The sequence below is a fragment of the Sphingobacterium lactis genome, from assembly GCF_051951495.1.
GTDB lineage: Bacteria > Bacteroidota > Bacteroidia > Sphingobacteriales > Sphingobacteriaceae > Sphingobacterium > Sphingobacterium lactis_A.
Window position 1 is genome coordinate 242,105 of sequence record NZ_JBNHAS010000005.1, and the last position, 17,822, is coordinate 259,926.

The 17,822-nt window shown below is 38.6% G+C and carries 14 protein-coding genes; 5 read left to right on the plus strand and 9 right to left on the minus strand.

Annotation, left to right across the window (positions count from 1 at the left end; genetic code table 11):
- The first annotated feature begins 106 nt into the window (after positions 1-106).
- Together lpdA (ACP6L2_RS16605) and ACP6L2_RS16610 are read left to right on the plus strand one after the other, a co-directional pair.
- Positions 107-1,513 carry a dihydrolipoyl dehydrogenase gene (gene lpdA / locus ACP6L2_RS16605; RefSeq protein WP_440510379.1) on the plus strand — a complete coding sequence of 469 codons (1,407 nt, stop codon included), beginning with the start codon at positions 107-109 and terminating at the stop codon, positions 1,511-1,513.
- A gap of 231 nt (positions 1,514-1,744) precedes the next feature.
- Positions 1,745-2,152 carry an acyl-CoA thioesterase gene (locus tag ACP6L2_RS16610; protein WP_344675107.1) on the plus strand — a complete coding sequence of 136 codons (408 nt, stop codon included), beginning with the start codon at positions 1,745-1,747 and terminating at the stop codon, positions 2,150-2,152.
- Here ACP6L2_RS16610 and ACP6L2_RS16615 read toward each other — a convergent pair.
- Positions 2,149-2,448, minus strand: a complete 300-nt coding sequence (locus ACP6L2_RS16615) for a DUF3817 domain-containing protein (protein ID WP_440510380.1) — start codon at positions 2,446-2,448, stop codon at positions 2,149-2,151. The genes ACP6L2_RS16610 and ACP6L2_RS16615 overlap by 4 nt on opposite strands.
- Positions 2,449-2,642: 194 nt before the next feature.
- Between ACP6L2_RS16615 and lpdA (ACP6L2_RS16620) the strand changes: the two genes are divergently transcribed.
- Positions 2,643-4,031 (plus strand): dihydrolipoyl dehydrogenase, encoded by a 1,389-nt coding sequence (lpdA, locus tag ACP6L2_RS16620; protein WP_440510381.1) that lies wholly within the window; start codon positions 2,643-2,645, stop codon positions 4,029-4,031.
- A gap of 251 nt (positions 4,032-4,282) precedes the next feature.
- Here lpdA (ACP6L2_RS16620) and ACP6L2_RS16625 read toward each other — a convergent pair whose 3' ends face one another.
- Positions 4,283-5,329: a DUF2157 domain-containing protein gene (locus ACP6L2_RS16625; RefSeq protein ID WP_440510382.1), complete on the minus strand. Its 1,047-nt coding sequence runs from the start codon at positions 5,327-5,329 to the stop codon at positions 4,283-4,285.
- A 115-nt stretch (positions 5,330-5,444) separates the two neighbouring features.
- Here ACP6L2_RS16625 and uvrA point away from each other — a divergent pair, with 115 nt between their 5' ends.
- Entirely contained in the window at positions 5,445-8,294 is a 2,850-nt protein-coding gene (gene uvrA / locus ACP6L2_RS16630) for an excinuclease ABC subunit UvrA (protein WP_440510383.1), read from the plus strand.
- Positions 8,295-8,410: 116 nt separating this feature from the next.
- Here uvrA and ACP6L2_RS16635 read toward each other — a convergent pair whose 3' ends face one another.
- The 6 genes from ACP6L2_RS16635 to ACP6L2_RS16660 form a co-directional block, all read right to left on the minus strand.
- Positions 8,411-8,836 (minus strand): energy transducer TonB, encoded by a 426-nt coding sequence (locus ACP6L2_RS16635; protein WP_440510384.1) that lies wholly within the window; start codon positions 8,834-8,836, stop codon positions 8,411-8,413.
- A gap of 53 nt (positions 8,837-8,889) precedes the next feature.
- Positions 8,890-9,873, minus strand: a complete 984-nt coding sequence (locus ACP6L2_RS16640; protein ID WP_440510385.1) for a hypothetical protein — start codon at positions 9,871-9,873, stop codon at positions 8,890-8,892.
- Positions 9,874-9,962: 89 nt separating this feature from the next.
- The gene (locus tag ACP6L2_RS16645) at positions 9,963-10,613 is read right to left on the minus strand and encodes an alpha/beta fold hydrolase (protein ID WP_440510386.1); all 651 of its coding nucleotides are present in this window, start codon (positions 10,611-10,613) and stop codon (positions 9,963-9,965) included.
- A gap of 18 nt (positions 10,614-10,631) precedes the next feature.
- Positions 10,632-12,743 carry a DNA topoisomerase 3 gene (locus tag ACP6L2_RS16650; RefSeq protein ID WP_440510387.1) on the minus strand — a complete coding sequence of 704 codons (2,112 nt, stop codon included), beginning with the start codon at positions 12,741-12,743 and terminating at the stop codon, positions 10,632-10,634.
- Between the two features lie 96 nt (positions 12,744-12,839).
- Positions 12,840-14,186, minus strand: coding sequence for a deoxyguanosinetriphosphate triphosphohydrolase (locus tag ACP6L2_RS16655; protein ID WP_440510388.1), 1,347 nt, complete (start codon positions 14,184-14,186; stop codon positions 12,840-12,842).
- 50 nt (positions 14,187-14,236) lie between these two features.
- The gene (locus ACP6L2_RS16660; protein WP_440510389.1) at positions 14,237-14,707 is read right to left on the minus strand and encodes a hypothetical protein; all 471 of its coding nucleotides are present in this window, start codon (positions 14,705-14,707) and stop codon (positions 14,237-14,239) included.
- Between the two features lie 108 nt (positions 14,708-14,815).
- Between ACP6L2_RS16660 and ACP6L2_RS16665 the strand changes: the two genes are divergently transcribed.
- Positions 14,816-15,874: an aldose epimerase family protein gene (locus ACP6L2_RS16665; protein WP_440510390.1), complete on the plus strand. Its 1,059-nt coding sequence runs from the start codon at positions 14,816-14,818 to the stop codon at positions 15,872-15,874.
- A gap of 52 nt (positions 15,875-15,926) precedes the next feature.
- Here ACP6L2_RS16665 and argH read toward each other — a convergent pair whose 3' ends face one another.
- A complete protein-coding gene (argH, locus tag ACP6L2_RS16670) occupies positions 15,927-17,258 on the minus strand; it encodes an argininosuccinate lyase (protein ID WP_440510391.1) in 1,332 nt (443 codons plus the stop codon).
- Positions 17,259-17,822: the final 564 nt, after the last annotated feature.

The following is a 17,822-nucleotide window of genomic DNA, read 5'->3' on the forward strand; positions in this document are numbered from 1 at the left end:
GTAAAATACGGGTACATGCATACGATTGCCTGTTATTATCTGAAAAATGCTTCGCTTAATATGCTTTTAAATACTAAATTTGTCGGATAAAACAAATCCGAATTCTATGCAATACGACGTAATCGTAATCGGTAGTGGTCCAGGTGGTTATGTTGCCGCTATCCGTTGTGCCCAATTAGGCTTAAAAACAGCAGTTATCGAGAAATATAGCACATTTGGTGGTACCTGTCTAAATGTAGGTTGTATCCCATCCAAGGCATTATTAGACTCTTCAGAGCACTACCACAATGCGGCGCACAATTTTGAAGCGCACGGTATCAGCTTAAGCAACCTTAAGTTGGACATGAAAAAGATGATCGATCGTAAAAACGATGTCATTGCCCAAAATACCGCTGGTATTACTTTCCTTTTCAAGAAAAATAAAATCGACAGCTTCCAAGGAGTTGGTTCATTTGTAGATAAAAACACCATCAAAATCACTAAAGAAGATGGTGCTACAGAAGAAATCAAAGGTAAAAACATCATCATTGCAACAGGTTCTAAACCTACAGCATTACCTTTCTTACCTGTTGACAAAAAACGTATCATTACTTCTACTGAAGCATTAAACCTAACAGAAGTTCCAAAGAACTTAATCGTTATTGGTGGTGGTGTTATCGGTTTAGAATTAGGATCGGTATATGCACGCTTAGGTTCTAAAGTTACCGTGGTAGAATATGCTAAATCTATCATTGCAACAATGGATGCTGGCTTAGGTAAAGAATTACAACGTGTCTTGAAAAAGAACTTAGGAATGGAATTCTTATTGGGTCATAAAGTATCTGGTGCAGCTACTAAAGGCAAAAAAGTTATTGTAACGGCTGAAGATGCAAAAGGTCAAGCTGTAGAAATCGAAGGCGATTACTGTATCGTTGCTGTTGGTAGAACGGCTTATACTGCAGGTCTAGGTTTAGAGAACATCGGTATTAAACCTGAAGAGCGTGGAAATAAAATCCCAGTAAATGATCACTTGGAAACTTCTGTTGAAGGTGTTTATGCTATCGGTGATGTTATTAAAGGTGCCATGTTAGCTCACAAAGCTGAAGATGAAGGTATCTATGTAGCTGAACGTATCGTTGGTCAAAAACCACATATCGACTATAACTTAATCCCTGGTGTAGTTTATACTTGGCCTGAAGTTGCATCTGTTGGTAAAACAGAGGAGCAATTGAAAGAAGAAGGTAAGAAATACAAATCAGGAAGCTTCTCATTCAAAGCATCTGGACGTGCAAAGGCATCTGGTGATACCGATGGTTTCATCAAAGTACTTGCTGATGCTGATACAGATGAAATCTTAGGTGTACACATGATTGGTCCACGTGCTGCAGATATGATTGCTGAAGCGGTGGTAGCTATGGAATACCGCGCGTCTGCAGAAGATATCGGTAGAATCTGTCATGCTCACCCTACTTTCACAGAAGCATTCAAAGAGGCAGCTCTTGCTGCTACTTCTAATAGAGCAATCCACGCGTAAGCGTTGTGAAATAAAAAAAGACTCCCGATTGAGATTCAATCGGGAGTCTTTTTTTGAGACCGCTGCGTTGTTAGATGTGGGATGTAGGAAATCTTTGTTTTGATTTCAATGGGAGCAAAGAACTATTTGATATTGGCTTGATACATGCATCAACAGGTTAATACAAAAACTTTTGATACTTATCTTGCATCTTCTTATCTTAAAGCAATCGAATATTAATAAAACGACAACATGAACTTTTACACTAGGAAATGGGTGAAGCCTGAGGATTTGAATCCAAATGGTTCATTATTTGGGGGCACCTTATTGCGTTGGATAGATGAGGAGGCTGTAATCTACGCTATTGTACAGTTAGGTAATCCGCATGTAGTGACGAAGTATATCTCGGAGATTAACTTTGAGAGTGCAGCTAAGCAGGGTGATATTATCGAATTGGGGATTGAGGCTATTGACTTCGGTCGGACATCATTAACGATGCGTTGTGTGGTGAGGAATAAGATTAGCAGAATGACCATCCTCTCCATTGATAAATTGGTATTTGTCAATTTGGATAAGGATGGCGTACCGACTCCTCATGGTAAAACAGAAATTACCTATGCCTACATGGGCATTGAGAAGGATATGAAGAAGCGGGATTAAGCCGCTTCTTTTTGTGCATTTAATTCTCTCTTAAGGTCTTTTTCTACCCAAAAGGATAATACTGGTAGAGTCCCGAAAATAAAATACTTTACGAATTTCTTGAAAGACCATTTATATGTGCTCCAACATGCGATTAATAATACCACAAAAATAATCCATAACACACCGTGAGCCATTCCTACAGGACGCATGATGGTATCGTTATGGAAGATGTATTTTAAAGGCATAGCAACAAAAAACAGTAAAATAGCGGAGATCGCTTCAATAAGTGCGGAAATTTGAAGTGTTTTTAACATACATGATACTATTAGTCAGCGCAAAGAAAGGGAAATGCACCTTGGAAAGGAAATGATTCTAGCGGAAGTGACCTCGAAATGACATATTTGAATAAATAGGCGGGTTTTTGAGAAAAAAGTAATGACTGCACTAAATAAAAAAATGCGTACTTTTGAGGAATTGTATTTTGCAAACATAACGACACTTAATATTTATGAATTACGACATTATTGTTATTGGTAGTGGTCCTGGCGGATACGTTGCGGCGATCAGAGCCTCACAATTAGGTTTCAAAACGGCCATTATTGAACGTGAATCATTAGGCGGAATCTGTCTTAACTGGGGCTGTATTCCTACCAAAGCGCTTCTTAAAAGTGCACAAGTATTTGAATACTTAAACCATGCTGCCGATTACGGTATTAAAGTTAACGGTGGTGAAGCAGACTTCGGAGCAATCGTAAAGAGAAGTCGTGGTGTTGCTGAAGGAATGAGTAAGGGTATCCAATTCTTGATGAAGAAAAACAAGATCGACGTGATCATGGGTACTGCGAAAATTAAAAAAGGTGGTAAAATCGAAGTGAAAGCTGAAGATGGTTCTACAAAAGAATATACTGCTAAACACACTATCCTTGCTACAGGTGCTCGTTCTAGAGAATTACCTAATCTTCCTCAAGATGGCAAGAAAATCATCGGTTACCGCCAAGCAATGAATCTTTCACAACAACCTAAATCTATGGTAGTTGTTGGTTCTGGTGCTATCGGTGTAGAATTTGCTTATTTCTACAACGCTATCGGTACTAAAGTTACTATCGTTGAATTTATGGACCGCATTGTTCCTGTAGAAGACGAAGAGGTATCAAAACAATTAGAGAAATCCCTGAAAAAAGCAGGTATCAATATCCTAACTAAATCAGAAGTTCAATCCGTTGACACCAAAGGTGACTTATGTAAAGTAAGCATCAAAACTGACAAAGGAACAGAAACTATCGAAGCTGAAGTAGTATTATCTGCAGTAGGTATTACACCTAATATCGAGAACTTAGGTTTGGAAGAAGTTGGTGTTAAAACTGATAAAGGACGTGTTTTAGTAGATGATTTCTACAAAACAAATATCGATGGTGTATATGCTATCGGAGATATCGTTAAAGGACAGGCTTTAGCACACGTTGCTTCTGCTGAAGGTATCACTTGTGTGGAGAAAATCAAAGGACTACATGTAGATCCTATTGACTATAACAACATCCCTGGATGTACTTACTGTACACCAGAGATCGCTTCTGTTGGATTCACAGAAAAAGCAGCTAAAGAAGCAGGATATGAGATCAAAGTGGGTAAATTCCCATTCTCAGCATCTGGTAAAGCATCTGCTGCTGGAGCAAAAGATGGTTTTGTAAAAGTAATCTTCGATGCAAAATATGGCGAATTCCTAGGAGCTCACTTAATTGGTGCTAATGTAACTGAAATGATCGCTGAGGTTGTTGTAGCTCGTAAATTGGAGACTACAGGACATGAGGTGTTAAAAGCAGTTCACCCTCACCCAACCATGAGCGAAGCAATTATGGAAGCTGTAGCTGATGCATACGGTGAAGTAATCCACTTATAAGATTCTAAAGAATATCTTTAAATATTAAAAGCCACCTTAAGGTGGCTTTTTTATGTTATAATGATTTTGATTGATATTGATCGGGCGATGAATGCATCGACAAAAATCGAAGAACGGCAGCAATATATTAATGACCAGCTATACTTCGAGCTTACAATCTAAAAAAAACCTAATGAAATTTCTTTACTATCTCATATCTCACATCTAATAGCGAAGCGGTCTAACATCTCATATCTAATAGCGCAGCGGTCTCACACCTTTGGTTTCTTCTTCCAGATGCTTTCTGCCCATCGTCCTACAAACCAGAAGGAGACTGCCAACAACAAGAAGAAAATGGTTCTATTTATATTATCCCAAAGGTATTCTACAAAGCGGGTGTAGAGATTTAGGATAAAGAATACAAATCCGATATCACGAGCAGCATGGTCTTTGGTTTTCATGCCGTATAAGGCCAAGCCTAGGGAAACCCCTATTCCCAATAATCCCCAATAGAAGATTTCATATTGTCTTACTGAAGACCATTTGTCAAAGTCACTGTAGTTACCAAAAATGGATAATAACCAAAGGGCAATCATGGTATAGAGCAAGCCAACCACAAAGCTGGTGGATTGGAAGTAATCAATGCTTTTGATCTTAGGTTGGATGAAATAAGCAAATGCTGTCAATAAAGCTCCGAATATGGTGAATCGTAAAGGATAATTCATCCCCCAGAATTTGAATCCCCAATTGCTATGGTAAGCGGTTTCAGTAGCAAACCAAATACCTAGTGCCACTAAGGTAAATACCCAAAGCAGTTTGGATTTAATCTTTACAGCCAGTACCCCATAGATCAAGATGGATAAGAGGAACATCAAGGTATAATGGTTTTCATTACGATCCAGAATCTGACCAAGGAAACCTATACTTGCCGCTGTTGCAAATGCACCAGCCAACATCAGCGTTTCATTGGAGAAGTTCTTATCCGGATTATTGGCTTTATTTCGAAAACCTAAGGTATAGAAAAATACAGCGATGGCTGCAAAGCCTAGGCAGAACACTACATTAGGAGTTTCATAAAATCGTTCCACCAGATCTGATAGATAGCCGTCAGAGAATAACGAAACAACAGAAAAGATTAATGAAGCCAGCGCTATCCAGAAGGCATAACGTGCAAGCATCCCCCATTCAAAACCTTTATCATCCAGATTACCCTGTAATACTTTGGCTTTTTCAGCATCCAATAGTTCTTGTTCCTGCCAATGTTTTAAAGCATCCTCAATAATTTCCCTTTCATGCTTACTGACGTCGAGTTTCTTCAAAATAGTTAGATTTGTTAAATAAAGGTAATACTTTTCATTTTGCTCTCATAATCAAAGATTAACCAAAAGGTCATATCGTAAGCCCACTAAAAATCTGTAACTTTGCCCCTTGCAAATGACGACATTAATGGCCCAACGAAAAACAGTAGACCTTGGGGACCAAAGCGAGGTAGAAGTATTTGGTGCTCGAGTTCACAATCTAAAAAATATAGACGTATCCTTTCCTAGAAATCAATTGGTAGTAATAACTGGATTGAGTGGTAGTGGAAAATCTTCGCTAGCATTTGATACCATTTATGCCGAAGGACAGCGCCGTTATATGGAGACATTTTCGGCTTATAGCCGTCAGTTTTTAGGAGGTATGGAGCGTCCTGATGTGGATAAAATTTCGGGATTAAGTCCGGTAATTTCCATTGAACAGAAGACAACTTCCAAGAATCCGCGTTCAACAGTAGGTACTATCACCGAGATTTACGATTTCTTACGTTTGCTGTATGCACGTATTGGAGAAGCTTTCTCCTATGTGACTGGCAAGAAAATGGAGCGTATGTCTGATGATGAAATTACAGACCGTATTCTAAATGACTTTAACGGTGAGGGCATCTACATCTTGGCTCCTGTTGTCAAAGGTCGTAAAGGACATTATCGCGAACTATTTGAACAGATCCGTAAGCAGGGTTACACCAAGGTTCGTGTCGATGGAGAAATACTAGATATTGCACCTAAAATGCAGGTTGATCGGTATAAGATCCACGATATTGAAATTGTTGTGGACCGTGTTATCGTGGAAGTTAGTTCCCGTAAAAGATTATTCGACAGTATTGGTCAAGCTTTAAAAACCTCAAAAGGGATTATTAAGATTGCCAATAAAGAAAATAAAGAGCAGTTCTTCAGTAGGTATTTGATGGATGCAGAATCCGGTATCTCCTATGATGAACCACAACCTAATTCCTTTTCGTTCAACTCTCCTTACGGAGCATGTCCGCAATGTGACGGACTAGGATATATCTACGAAATAGACAAAAAAATAGTTATCCCTGATCGCAGCTTAAGTATTCAGAAAGGTGCAATTTTTCCTTTAGGTCCCGTTCGGGAATCGTGGACTTTTGCTGTCTTAAAAGCTGTTGCTAAGAAATTTGATTTCTCCTTAACAACAGCGATTGACAAGCTTTCGGAAGAAACAATTGACATGTTATTATTTGGTGGTGAAGAACCTATTGGATTAACGGTTTCTTATGGCTCTTACGGAGCTAGAGAATACCAGATTCAGTTTCAAGGCATCTTTAAGATGTTGGAGGAAATGAGTGCCAAATATCAGGAAGATAGTCAGTCTTTAGAGGAATTCCGTACGCAAGTGGTCTGTCCATCTTGTCATGGTGCTCGATTAAAAAAAGAATCTTTACACATTAAGGTTGATCAGAAGAATATTGCTGAATTAGCGGATATGGATATTGTTGCATTAAATGAATGGTTTCAAGGTATTGAAACGCGTTTATCGGAGCGACAAAATATCATTGCCACAGAAATTGTCAAAGAGATTAAAACAAGAATCGGTTTCTTATTGGATGTAGGTTTGAATTACTTGACTTTAAATCGTAGTTCAAAAACACTATCAGGTGGAGAAGCACAGCGGATTCGTCTAGCCACACAAATTGGATCTCAATTGGTGAATGTTTTATACATTCTGGATGAACCTAGTATTGGTCTTCACCAACGTGATAATGAGCGCCTAATTAATGCGTTGAAGAACCTGCGTGATATCGGAAATACCGTATTGGTTGTAGAACATGATAAGGACATGATTATGAATGCTGATTATGTGATTGACATGGGGCCAGCTGCCGGTGTTTTTGGTGGAAAGGTGGTTGCTCAAGGTACTCCAAAACAATTGATGAAGGCACATACCTTGACTACCGATTACTTGAACGGAACCAAAGAAATCGCAACGCCTAAGGAAAGAAGAGCAGGAAATGGCAATACGCTATCGTTAAAGGGCGCTAAAGGGCATAACCTAAAGAATGTAAGCATAGATATCCCTTTGGGTAAACTAATTCTTGTAACAGGCGTATCAGGCTCTGGAAAGTCCAGTTTAATTACTAGTACCCTCTATCCTATCTTAAATCATCACTTCTTCCGTGCAAAGGCTAAGCCTTTACCATATTCTAAGATTGAAGGTCTTGAGCATATTGACAAGGTAATTGAGATTGATCAATCACCGATTGGTCGTACGCCACGTTCTAACCCTTCTACTTATACTGGCGTATTCTCTGATATCCGAGCATTGTATGTTCAGTTACCAGAAGCGAAGATTCGCGGATATAAACCAGGTCGTTTCTCCTTCAATGTAAAAGGAGGACGATGTGAAACTTGCCAAGGTGCAGGGATGAAGATTATCGAGATGAATTTCCTTCCTGATGTTCAAGTTCCTTGTGAAACTTGCAATGGAAAGCGTTATAACAGAGAAACTTTGGAAGTGAGATACCGTGGAAAGTCCATTTCCGATGTCCTGGACATGAGCATTGATGAAGCGGTAGTTTTCTTTGAAAACATCCCTTCCATCTATAGAAAGATTAAAACCCTACAAGATGTGGGATTAGGCTATATTACTTTAGGACAATCTTCAACGACTTTATCGGGTGGTGAAGCGCAACGTGTAAAACTTGCTACTGAACTTTCTAAGAAAGATACTGGTAAAACTTTCTATATTCTAGATGAACCAACTACAGGTTTACACTTTGAAGATGTGAATGTTCTTTTGGGTGTTATCAATCGTTTAGTTGATCGAGGTAATAGCATGATGATTATTGAACATAATATGGATATGATCAAAGCTGCTGATTGGATTATCGACATGGGACCTGAAGGTGGTAAAGATGGTGGAAAGGTATTATTCCAAGGTACACCAGAAGGCTTAATAAAACAAAAAGGCAGTGAAACTGGTCGATTCCTTAAACTTGAGATGTAGTATCCAAGTTTATCGAAAGCAGGTCATTACAGTATAAAAACAACAGAGCCAACAAATACATAAATTTGTTGGCTCTGTTGTTTTATCTCTTGAGGCCAATATAGAAGATCAGTTTTTTATTCTTCTAATACCGCAACAATATTCTGTCTGAATCTTGTTCTTACAGGCTTATTATCCTTCATGGCAGGTTGCCATTTTGGTGACTTCTTCATTACACGGACAGCCTCAGCAGCAAAAGCTGGACTAATCTTATCTTTATTCAAGACCTTAATATCGCATACCAAACCATCCTCACAAACTGTAAACTCTAAAATTGCCGTTTGACGAACTCCAAAATCTACATATTGGGTACTGTCCATCTCCTCTAAAGTCCTGTTCAAGTCTATTGTTCTGGAAAGGAACTGTTGCCAAGTTGCAGAACCACCTTTAAATTCCGGTAAGCGATCCACAGAAAATACAATCCTTGTATCCACTGTATCGGTCTTTTGCCCAAAAGCGAAACTTGATAAACTCAAGCAAATCAACATAATCAAATAACGCATATCCCCTCCTTTTTCTAATAAAGATACGAATTTCTCCGAAAAGTCTTTTTCACTTATTCCTTTGGAAGATCAATGGAACTTCTAAAATTCCCTTCCTCATCTTGAATAAAACTCATCGGACTATCAGGATTTTTGATAATCTCAAACAAGGTAAATCCCCAAGGCTTCCAGAAATTCTCCAGCACTTGACCGTAAGTTTTAACCTGCCAATTATCAAAGATTGGTTTCATCGTCCAATCATTTAATGGCATAGGTTCCACGAAAACCTTCTCTGGAACTTCCATATAAGTGTATTCCGGCAAACGGTTAAACAAATAAGCCGAATAAAAATATCGCGCACAGATCTCTTCAAACTGAATTGGATGAAGCCTATGGCCCTTTACTTTTTCCAGGACTTCCTCGTGGTAAATAGCATGGGTTCCATTGTCTTGTAAAGTAGCGATAAGTCCAAAATCACCCATTCTTAACGAATAAATCAGGGTGTTGATCTCATCTCGATACATAAAGGTATTTTCGGCATTATCTACAGGAAAAACCTCTACACTAAATGGATTCTTATGTTCAAATTCCATTGGCACCAAAATCGACTGCAACATGGCATGCAAGTTTTTAAATTTCTGCACCAATGCTTGGGAGAAATTCATTTGCTCACCAGAGAGAAAAGATTGTCGTATGCCTACCTGAATTTCATTAAACACAACCCCATATAGCATCTTACCGATCCATTGAAATAGCTCCAACTGCGGAATAGCTTTCATCCCTTCATATCCATTCTGAGCAGCTTCTTGAATTCGAGCTTCCAATGCATGAAACTTCTCAGCCACTTCTGGCGTACAAGGCAATTGCAATTGACCATAAGTCGTCATGCTTTCATCCAGCATTTTAAAGGGCTTATCAGCTAAATCGAAGGAGTCCATCATCCATTCTGGAAAGACTTGAATATGATCCTTATCGGAATCCAATGCTTGACCAGTAAGGAAACAGGTCTTGTTGTCAAAATGAAAATCCAGAAATGGGTTATAGAGTTTTGTCGCCATAGTGGCAGCAAAGGTAATAGAATTCAAAAAGATAAATGGCTATTTAGGGACAATTTACGCAAGAATGACCTATACAAGCCACTTGTAAACTAAAGTAAGAAGTTTCTAATGGGAAAGGATAACTCTGCAGCTTTATTCCAAACCATGAAATGTCCTCCACCCTTTATCCGAATGGAGTAATCCACATATTGAATAGGCAATAAATGATCTTTATCTCCATGAATGTGCAAGCAATTGGCTGGCGTTTGTGTGTTTTCCCAATGCACAATCTTATCCACTGCCCATCGCTGAAAATCAGGATCAGTATCTTTCAAAATGGCTTGTAAGAGATTTTTATCCTCATCAGACTTAGCACCGAATAACCAAGACAGTACTTTCAACGAAGTCGAACTTGTTGCTGCATCGGGCAATAATTTATGTAAGGAAAGTAATTTGGATATCCCTAATAACTTAGGGAGTTCATCTTTTGTTTTTGCCGAAGAAATCAAAATGGTCTTTTTGAAATCGTAGTATTTGGCTAGCTCGGCAATGCACATACCTCCAAAGGAAACTCCCAATACATTGGCTCCTTGTTTTGGAATTTGATAATGCTCTGCCAATCGGAAAACATAACTCTCTAAGGCCTCAGCAGGTCTTGGTTTCAACCAATCTACATAGATCACTTGGAAACCCGAAAGATCCAAATTGGCAAAAACTCGGCGGTCAGCGCCTAATCCTGAAAAGAGGTAGATATTCTCCATTTCCCTAAGTTAAGGAAATCAAGCAATATTTACTTTAAAGTTTTCAAACACTAAACTACCATCTACGGACTGTCCTTGTTGATTTTTTAAACCTTTCAAGGGTGATGTTTTTCCTTTTTCCAACAAGTTCTTCATCTCCTTCTCTTCCAGGAAGACACCGTTTAATGTACGCCAAATCTTAAAGTCACAACCACGAGCATAATGATCACATTGAGCAACCTTATCAAAAAGATGCACTTGTCCAGGAGTACATTTCGGACATTTAATCTTTCCCTTCTGCAGGGGTTTCAATTCCTCATGAGCAATAGCGATGCGCAATTGCAATAACTCCTTGGTGATTTTTGCTGTATAGTCTTTAATGTGCTTCATAAACACATCATAACTTACTTTATTGGCGCGCATTTCCTCTAGCTTCTGCTCCCATTTACCCGTTAAAGTCACTTTTGCAATCGAACGATCTTTAACCAATTGGTAAACTGCCAAACCTTTTTCAGTTGGAATAAGTTTCTTTTTATCGCGTTTGATGTAGTCTCTTTGGAATAGGGTTTCAATGGTTGCCGCACGAGTAGCCGGAGTACCCAGACCACAATCTTTCATCGCTTGGCGCATTTCATCATCCTCAATTTCCTTACCTGATGTTTCCATGGCTTTCAATAAGGATGCTTCCGTATGGATAGGTTTAGCTTTTGTATTTCTTTCTGCTAACTCCAAAGTCAATACCTCCAATAATTCATCAATGATAAGCTTTGGTAATTGGGCGTTTTCATTATCCTGATCATCGGTATTCTTATCCTCATCAGGAAGTTCCACTTGATCAGCAGACAAACGCCATCCATACTGACGAATTACTGTACCTTTTGCAATTAATTCAATACCGGCAGCATCAATAGTAACAGTGGTAATATCCTTCAGACAGACTTCAGAGAAACTTTCCACCATACGCTTAGCAATCATGTTATAGATGTTCTGCTGATCCATAGGCATTGGCCCTGGTTTCTCATCTGTCACCAATAAAGCATGGTGATCCGTCACCTTCTTATCGTCAACCGAACGCTTGTTGAGTTTTGCGCCGATTAGATTCTTACTAATGACAGCGATACTTTCCGTTGCATTATCCGCCAAATGCTGAAAAAGCTCTTCAATCTTTTCAAAGACATCCTCTCCAATGTACCTTGAACCAGTACGCGGATAGGTAATGACCTTTTTCTCATATAAGGTCTGCGCAATACTTAAAGTCTGATCAGCGGAATAGCCGTATTTTTTATTGGCATCTTGCTGCAGGGAGGTCAAATCAAACAATAACGGTGGTTGCTCTTTGGTTTCCTTTGCTTCCACATTAGCCACTTTCGCTTGCATACCTACCTGCAATTTGGAAATCGCTTCTTCTGCTTGATCTTTTTTATCAATTTTATTGGAAGTAGCCTTAAAGCTTATTCCTTCTTTTTCAAAACCTGCTTGAATCTTATAAAAAGCTTGGGGTTTAAAATCTTTATTTTCAAGGTATCGAGAGCATATCATCGCCAAGGTTGGTGTTTGAACCCGACCTAAGGATAGCAAACCCTTATTTCCAGCCGCTAAGGTTAATGCCTGTGTAGCATTGATCCCAATTAACCAATCCGATTCTGAACGAGATCTAGCAGACATGTACAAACTATCGTATTCTGTCCCTTCCTTAAGATTAGCAAATCCTTCTTTGATAGCCTTATCAGTCTGTGAGGAGATCCATAGCCTTTTAAACGGAACATTAGACTTCAGGTAATAATAGATGTTTCGGAAGATCAATTCTCCTTCACGCCCCGCATCCGTTGCCACAATAATCTCTTCCGCCTGCTCCAATAAATATTTAATGGTATTCAGCTGCTTCAGGGCTCCCCCATCATCCATCTGCTTACCTTCTTTTTTCACCTTTTTTACTTCCAATACAAATTGCTGTGGAATGATCGGCAAATTACTAACGGACCAATTGTGAAAGCCATAGGCTTGTGGGGTACATAATTGTACCAAGTGACCGAATGCATAGGTAAATGCATAGCCATTTCCACTGATGTACCCGTCCTTCACTTCCTTCGCCCCCATCACTCGTGCTAAATCACGAGCCACTGAAGGCTTCTCTGCAATAACTACTTTCATTCTAAATTCTTTCTATATCATGACGCAAAGTCGGCTCATGTCCTTTACATCCCATCTTTTCAAGATGGAACAGGCCACATAAACCCTTTACCTTGATTAGTCTAAAGCCGCAATAGAGATTCCTTTTATCTTCCGGTATAGGTCAACGGCATAAACATCGGTCATGCCGGATACAAAGTCCAAAACTGCTCTAATTTTTGAATAAGTATCCTCTTGTTGACTATGGAATTGTGATGGAATCATTGCAACCACTTTCTTATCGAATAGGGATTTATTCGATTTTAAATAAGCAGGAACAAATTCTTCTAATAAAGCATTCATTACCTTAAAACCTGCTATCTCAATTTGCACTACAGCAGAAGCATTATAGATTTTCTTAACGGAAATCTTGGATATCAATTCCATGTGTGCAACAATGTCTGAATCCAAAGCTTCTATCAATGGCTTATGAAAAGTACCTGCTAAAAACTCTTCCTGATGATCCACAAATAGATTTGCACAGGCATTGATCAAGGTATTGATAGCTTTCGCCCGCAGTAGGGATACTCGACTGGCAGGATCTTCCAATGTGGCTAATCGTTCCTTTAAATCACCATCTCCACAAAGCGGAATTAATAAAGCCTCCACTTCTTCATAGGACAATATCTTCAAGTGATGTGCATCTTCTAGATCGATAATGTTGTAGCATATATCATCCGCTGCTTCAACCAAATAAACCAAGGGATGACGAACATATCCGGCAGGGTTTGAAGGATCTCTCTCCAAACCTAACTCCGTGGCAATCTTTTCAAACACTGCTTTTTCTGCATCAAAGAAGCCATATTTCTTGCGGTGATGCGAACCTTTTATATGTCCATCAATCGCAGCACAGGGGTATTTAACAATCGCCGCTAAACTGGTGTAGGTTAATGCAAATCCTTTAGGATCTTTTCCATTAAATGGATGCGTCAAGATTCGTAAAGCATTGGCATTACCTTCAAAATGTGTTAAATCTGCCCACTGCTCTTTACTAACCTGCTCCTCGTATTTCATTCCTTTACCATCTGTAAAGAACGAAGAGATGGCAGCTTCCCCAGAATGTCCGAATGCTGGATTCCCTAAATCATGGGATAAACATGCTGCAGAAACAATATTGCCTACCTCTTGTAGGAAGGGTGCTTCCTCATCAATATTCGGATTATTCTTTTTTACCAAATTATAGAACAAACGTCCCAAGGAACGTCCTACCGAAGCAACTTCTAAACTATGGGTCAATCGATTATGTACAAAGACAGCGCCTGGCAATGGAAATACTTGCGTTTTATTTTGTAACCTCCGGAATGGAGAGGAAAATATTAGTCGATCGTAATCACGTTGGAATTCCGAACGTGCATCAAATTGCTCATTTGGCACGCGGTCTTCATAACCCCAGCGCTTAGCAGAAATTAATTGTTTCCAGTTCATCTAAAAATCTTGGATTAAGGATAGCAAATATACGTTTTTAAAACCGGAGCTTATCCCTCTCCTTGGCTTTTTCGGACGATCATACCCAAGATTAAATTCAACGGGTAAAGCAATTGCATGATCAATAGTATGGACATGCCTCCAATAAAAAACTCACTTATCCTCGCAAAACTACCTTGTGCCTCTACATCTGCCTCCGTCATTCCATTTTTATGGCTAAGCAACTCCACATAATGACGCTCCAGAAATGAAAATGCACAAATATTAATGGCTAAGAATATAAAACAGATTAAATGCATGCGGCTCCAAACACTGGAGTAAAGTAGGTTTTTCGTAAATAAATAAAGTACAGCAAATATTAAGGCGGTCAAGGAAAGCATCCAACAAACCATTCGTTCGGAAAGAACATAGGTTGTTCCAAAAAAATGCGTAGTCGTTACGGAATCTATGGGTACTACTAAAACGGCATATAAAAAAAGAAAAAAACTCAGCAAAAAGAATAAAGCGTAAACTTTTGTCATGCGATTGATTTTTACCAAATTACGAAAATCAATTTTATTTTTAAAGGATTTTACCTTTGTGATGGACAAGCTAATTGTTTATCTTTAGGACATTAACACCTACAAGCAATGACGACTTACAAACTACCTATAGCACAAGGATTTGAACATAAAATAGATCATAAAAATACGCATTTAATTACTTTAAAAAATCGTGCTGGAATGGCCATTGCCTTAACCGATTACGGTGCTAGGTTAGTTAGTGCCTTGGTTCCTGACAAGCATGGAAACTTAATTGATGTCGTCCTTGGATTTGACTCTATTGAGGGTTACTTGCAAGCTAAAGAACAATACCATGGAGCAACCGTTGGTCGTTTCTGTAACCGCATCGCCAAAGGTAAATTTAACTTGGAAAGTAAGGAATATAGCTTAGCACTAAACAATGGCAACAATTGCCTACATGGTGGTATTGAAGGTTTCCATCGTAAAGTTTGGGATCGTCAAGTGAGCTTCAAAAAGTTAGTAGATTTCTACTATGTATCGCCAGATGGTGAAGAGGGTTTTCCAGGAGAGTTAAAGACTTCTGTCTCCTATGAATTGACGAATGAAAACGAAATCATCATTAAATTCCGCGCAACAACGGATGCCCAAACTGTCCTCAATCTAACAAATCATGCTTATTTTAATTTGAATGGTGAAGGAAATGGTGATGTCCTAAATCACCTCATCCAGATTAATTCGGATGAATTTCTTCCTATTGATGAAAACCAAATTCCAATTGGAAAACCGGAATCCATTGAAGAAACAGCATTCGATTTTAGACAAGCAAAGACTATTGCTCAAGACATCAATGCGCAGGACGAGCAACTGGAATATGCTAATGGCTATGACCACTGCTACCTCAATAAGCAACCTATCAGTCAAGCAATCGCAAGTGCCTATTCCAAGGAAAGTGGTATTCTTCTAGAGGTTTTCACTTCTGAGCCGAGCATACATTTTTATACCGGCAATTTCCTTGCGGATGATTTAGGAAAATCTGGTCATCGCTATTTACGCTATGGCGGTTTTTGCTTTGAGGCACAACATTATCCAGACAGCCCCAATCACCCAGACTTCCCATCCGTTATCCTAAATCCAGGAGAAGTATTCCAAAGTGAGATTAGATATAAATTTAGTATACAAAAATAACAAAGGAGGCCTAGGCCTCCTTTCTAATTCTTATTGTTTCCTGCTATGGGATTTATTTCAATAAATCCCGAAGTGCTTGATCAACTTTGTCAAATCCAAACTCTTGCTTGATTTGCTGGAACATTCTTTCAATTTGATGATTGCAAAGATTTCCAATACTTCCCTCATGGCTATGGTTCACCTCCTTAGCTGGCTTAAATCTTCCCTCTTCTATATCAATCCCTATCTGCTTATACGCTTCACGGAAAGGCACGCCTTTTAACACCTCATTGTTCACTACTTCTACACTGAACAAATAGTCATATTTTGGATCATCCAAGATGTTGTCTTTGATACTGATATTTTCCAACATATACTTGGCAATCGCCAAACAATCATTAAGCGATTGAAACGAAGGGAATAAATTCTCTTTCAGCAATTGTAAATCACGGTGATATCCCACAGGCAGATTGGTGGTCATCATTGCTATTTCATTTGGAAGTGCCTGAATCTTATTACATCTGGAACGGATCAACTCAAATACATCAGGGTTCTTTTTATGCGGCATAATGCTTGAACCAGTTGTCAAATGCGCTGGAAAGGAAATAAAGCCAAAATTCTGGTTGATGAATAAAGTGACATCCATGGCAAATTTTGCCAAAGTAGCCGCAATAGAACTCATGGCTTGCGCTAAGATGCGCTCTGTTTTTCCACGTCCCATCTGTGCATAAACCACATTATAGTTTAGATCCTCAAAACCTAATAATTGTGTGGTCATCGTTCTATTTAGTGGGAATGAGGAACCATATCCTGCTGCAGATCCTAAAGGATTTTTATTACATACATTCCATGCCGCTTTTAAAAGCTGAAGGTCATCGACCAAACTCTCTGCATAAGCTCCAAACCATAATCCAAAAGATGAAGGCATCGCAATTTGTAAATGCGTATATCCCGGCATCAATATATGCTGGTGTTTATTGCTCAATAAAATCAGCTCTTGGAATAGTTCTTCTGTATTCTTGAAAATACTTTCTATTTCTGAACGAAAATAAAGCTTGAGGTCAACCAGCACCTGGTCATTTCTAGAACGGCCGGAATGGATTTTCTTACCTGCTTCACCAACTCGCTGGGTCAACATCATCTCCACTTGAGAGTGCACATCTTCTACCGAGTCTTCAATTTGAAAATCTCCTACTAGTATCTCTTTATAAATGTTTTTCAATTCTGCTTGTACCGCATCCAAATCCTCTTGGTCCATTAATCCAATACTATGAAGCATTCGAGTATGTGCCAAGGAACCTAATACATCTGCACCGGCTAATTGTAAATCCATCTCGCGATCTTTACCAACGGTAAAAGATTCTACAAAGGTGTCAACATCTATATTTTTTTGCCAAATTTTCATTTTCTCAATCTTGTCGAACAAAAGTACCAATTAGAACAGAATTTTCAAGTTGTTATTACAAGGAATAAATTCAAATAATCTTTTCCCTGAATCTTCTAAGCCTCTACCCTCACCTACCAAAAATGAGGTAGTTTGACATTATATTTTTACAAAATATTACAATCCAAAATCTTTTATTTTAATATAAAGCTGACAAATATGCGTATTTCCATATAAATACATTCTTAGCAATTATTTAACATAAAAATAATGTAGCTATGGCGTTTTAGCAGTCCATTAAAGCCTAAAATTTCCAATATTTCAATGATTAATTTACCTGATCTTCTCTGTGAAAAAGGGGCTTTATTACCAATTTTTGACTGATTTAGATAAATCATAATATAAGTAATCACTTACTTTTTTTTAAAAAACATTTGGTAGCAACCTATTTAAAGGACTATGTTTGTGGTGTAAAGGGAGATGAAAAGATTACCAAAGTGAGTTTGCACTCACGCTAATAACCACCAAAACTAAACATGATAGACCAAAATGTCTTAAAACTTTGAAAGAAATTATTCTATCCAA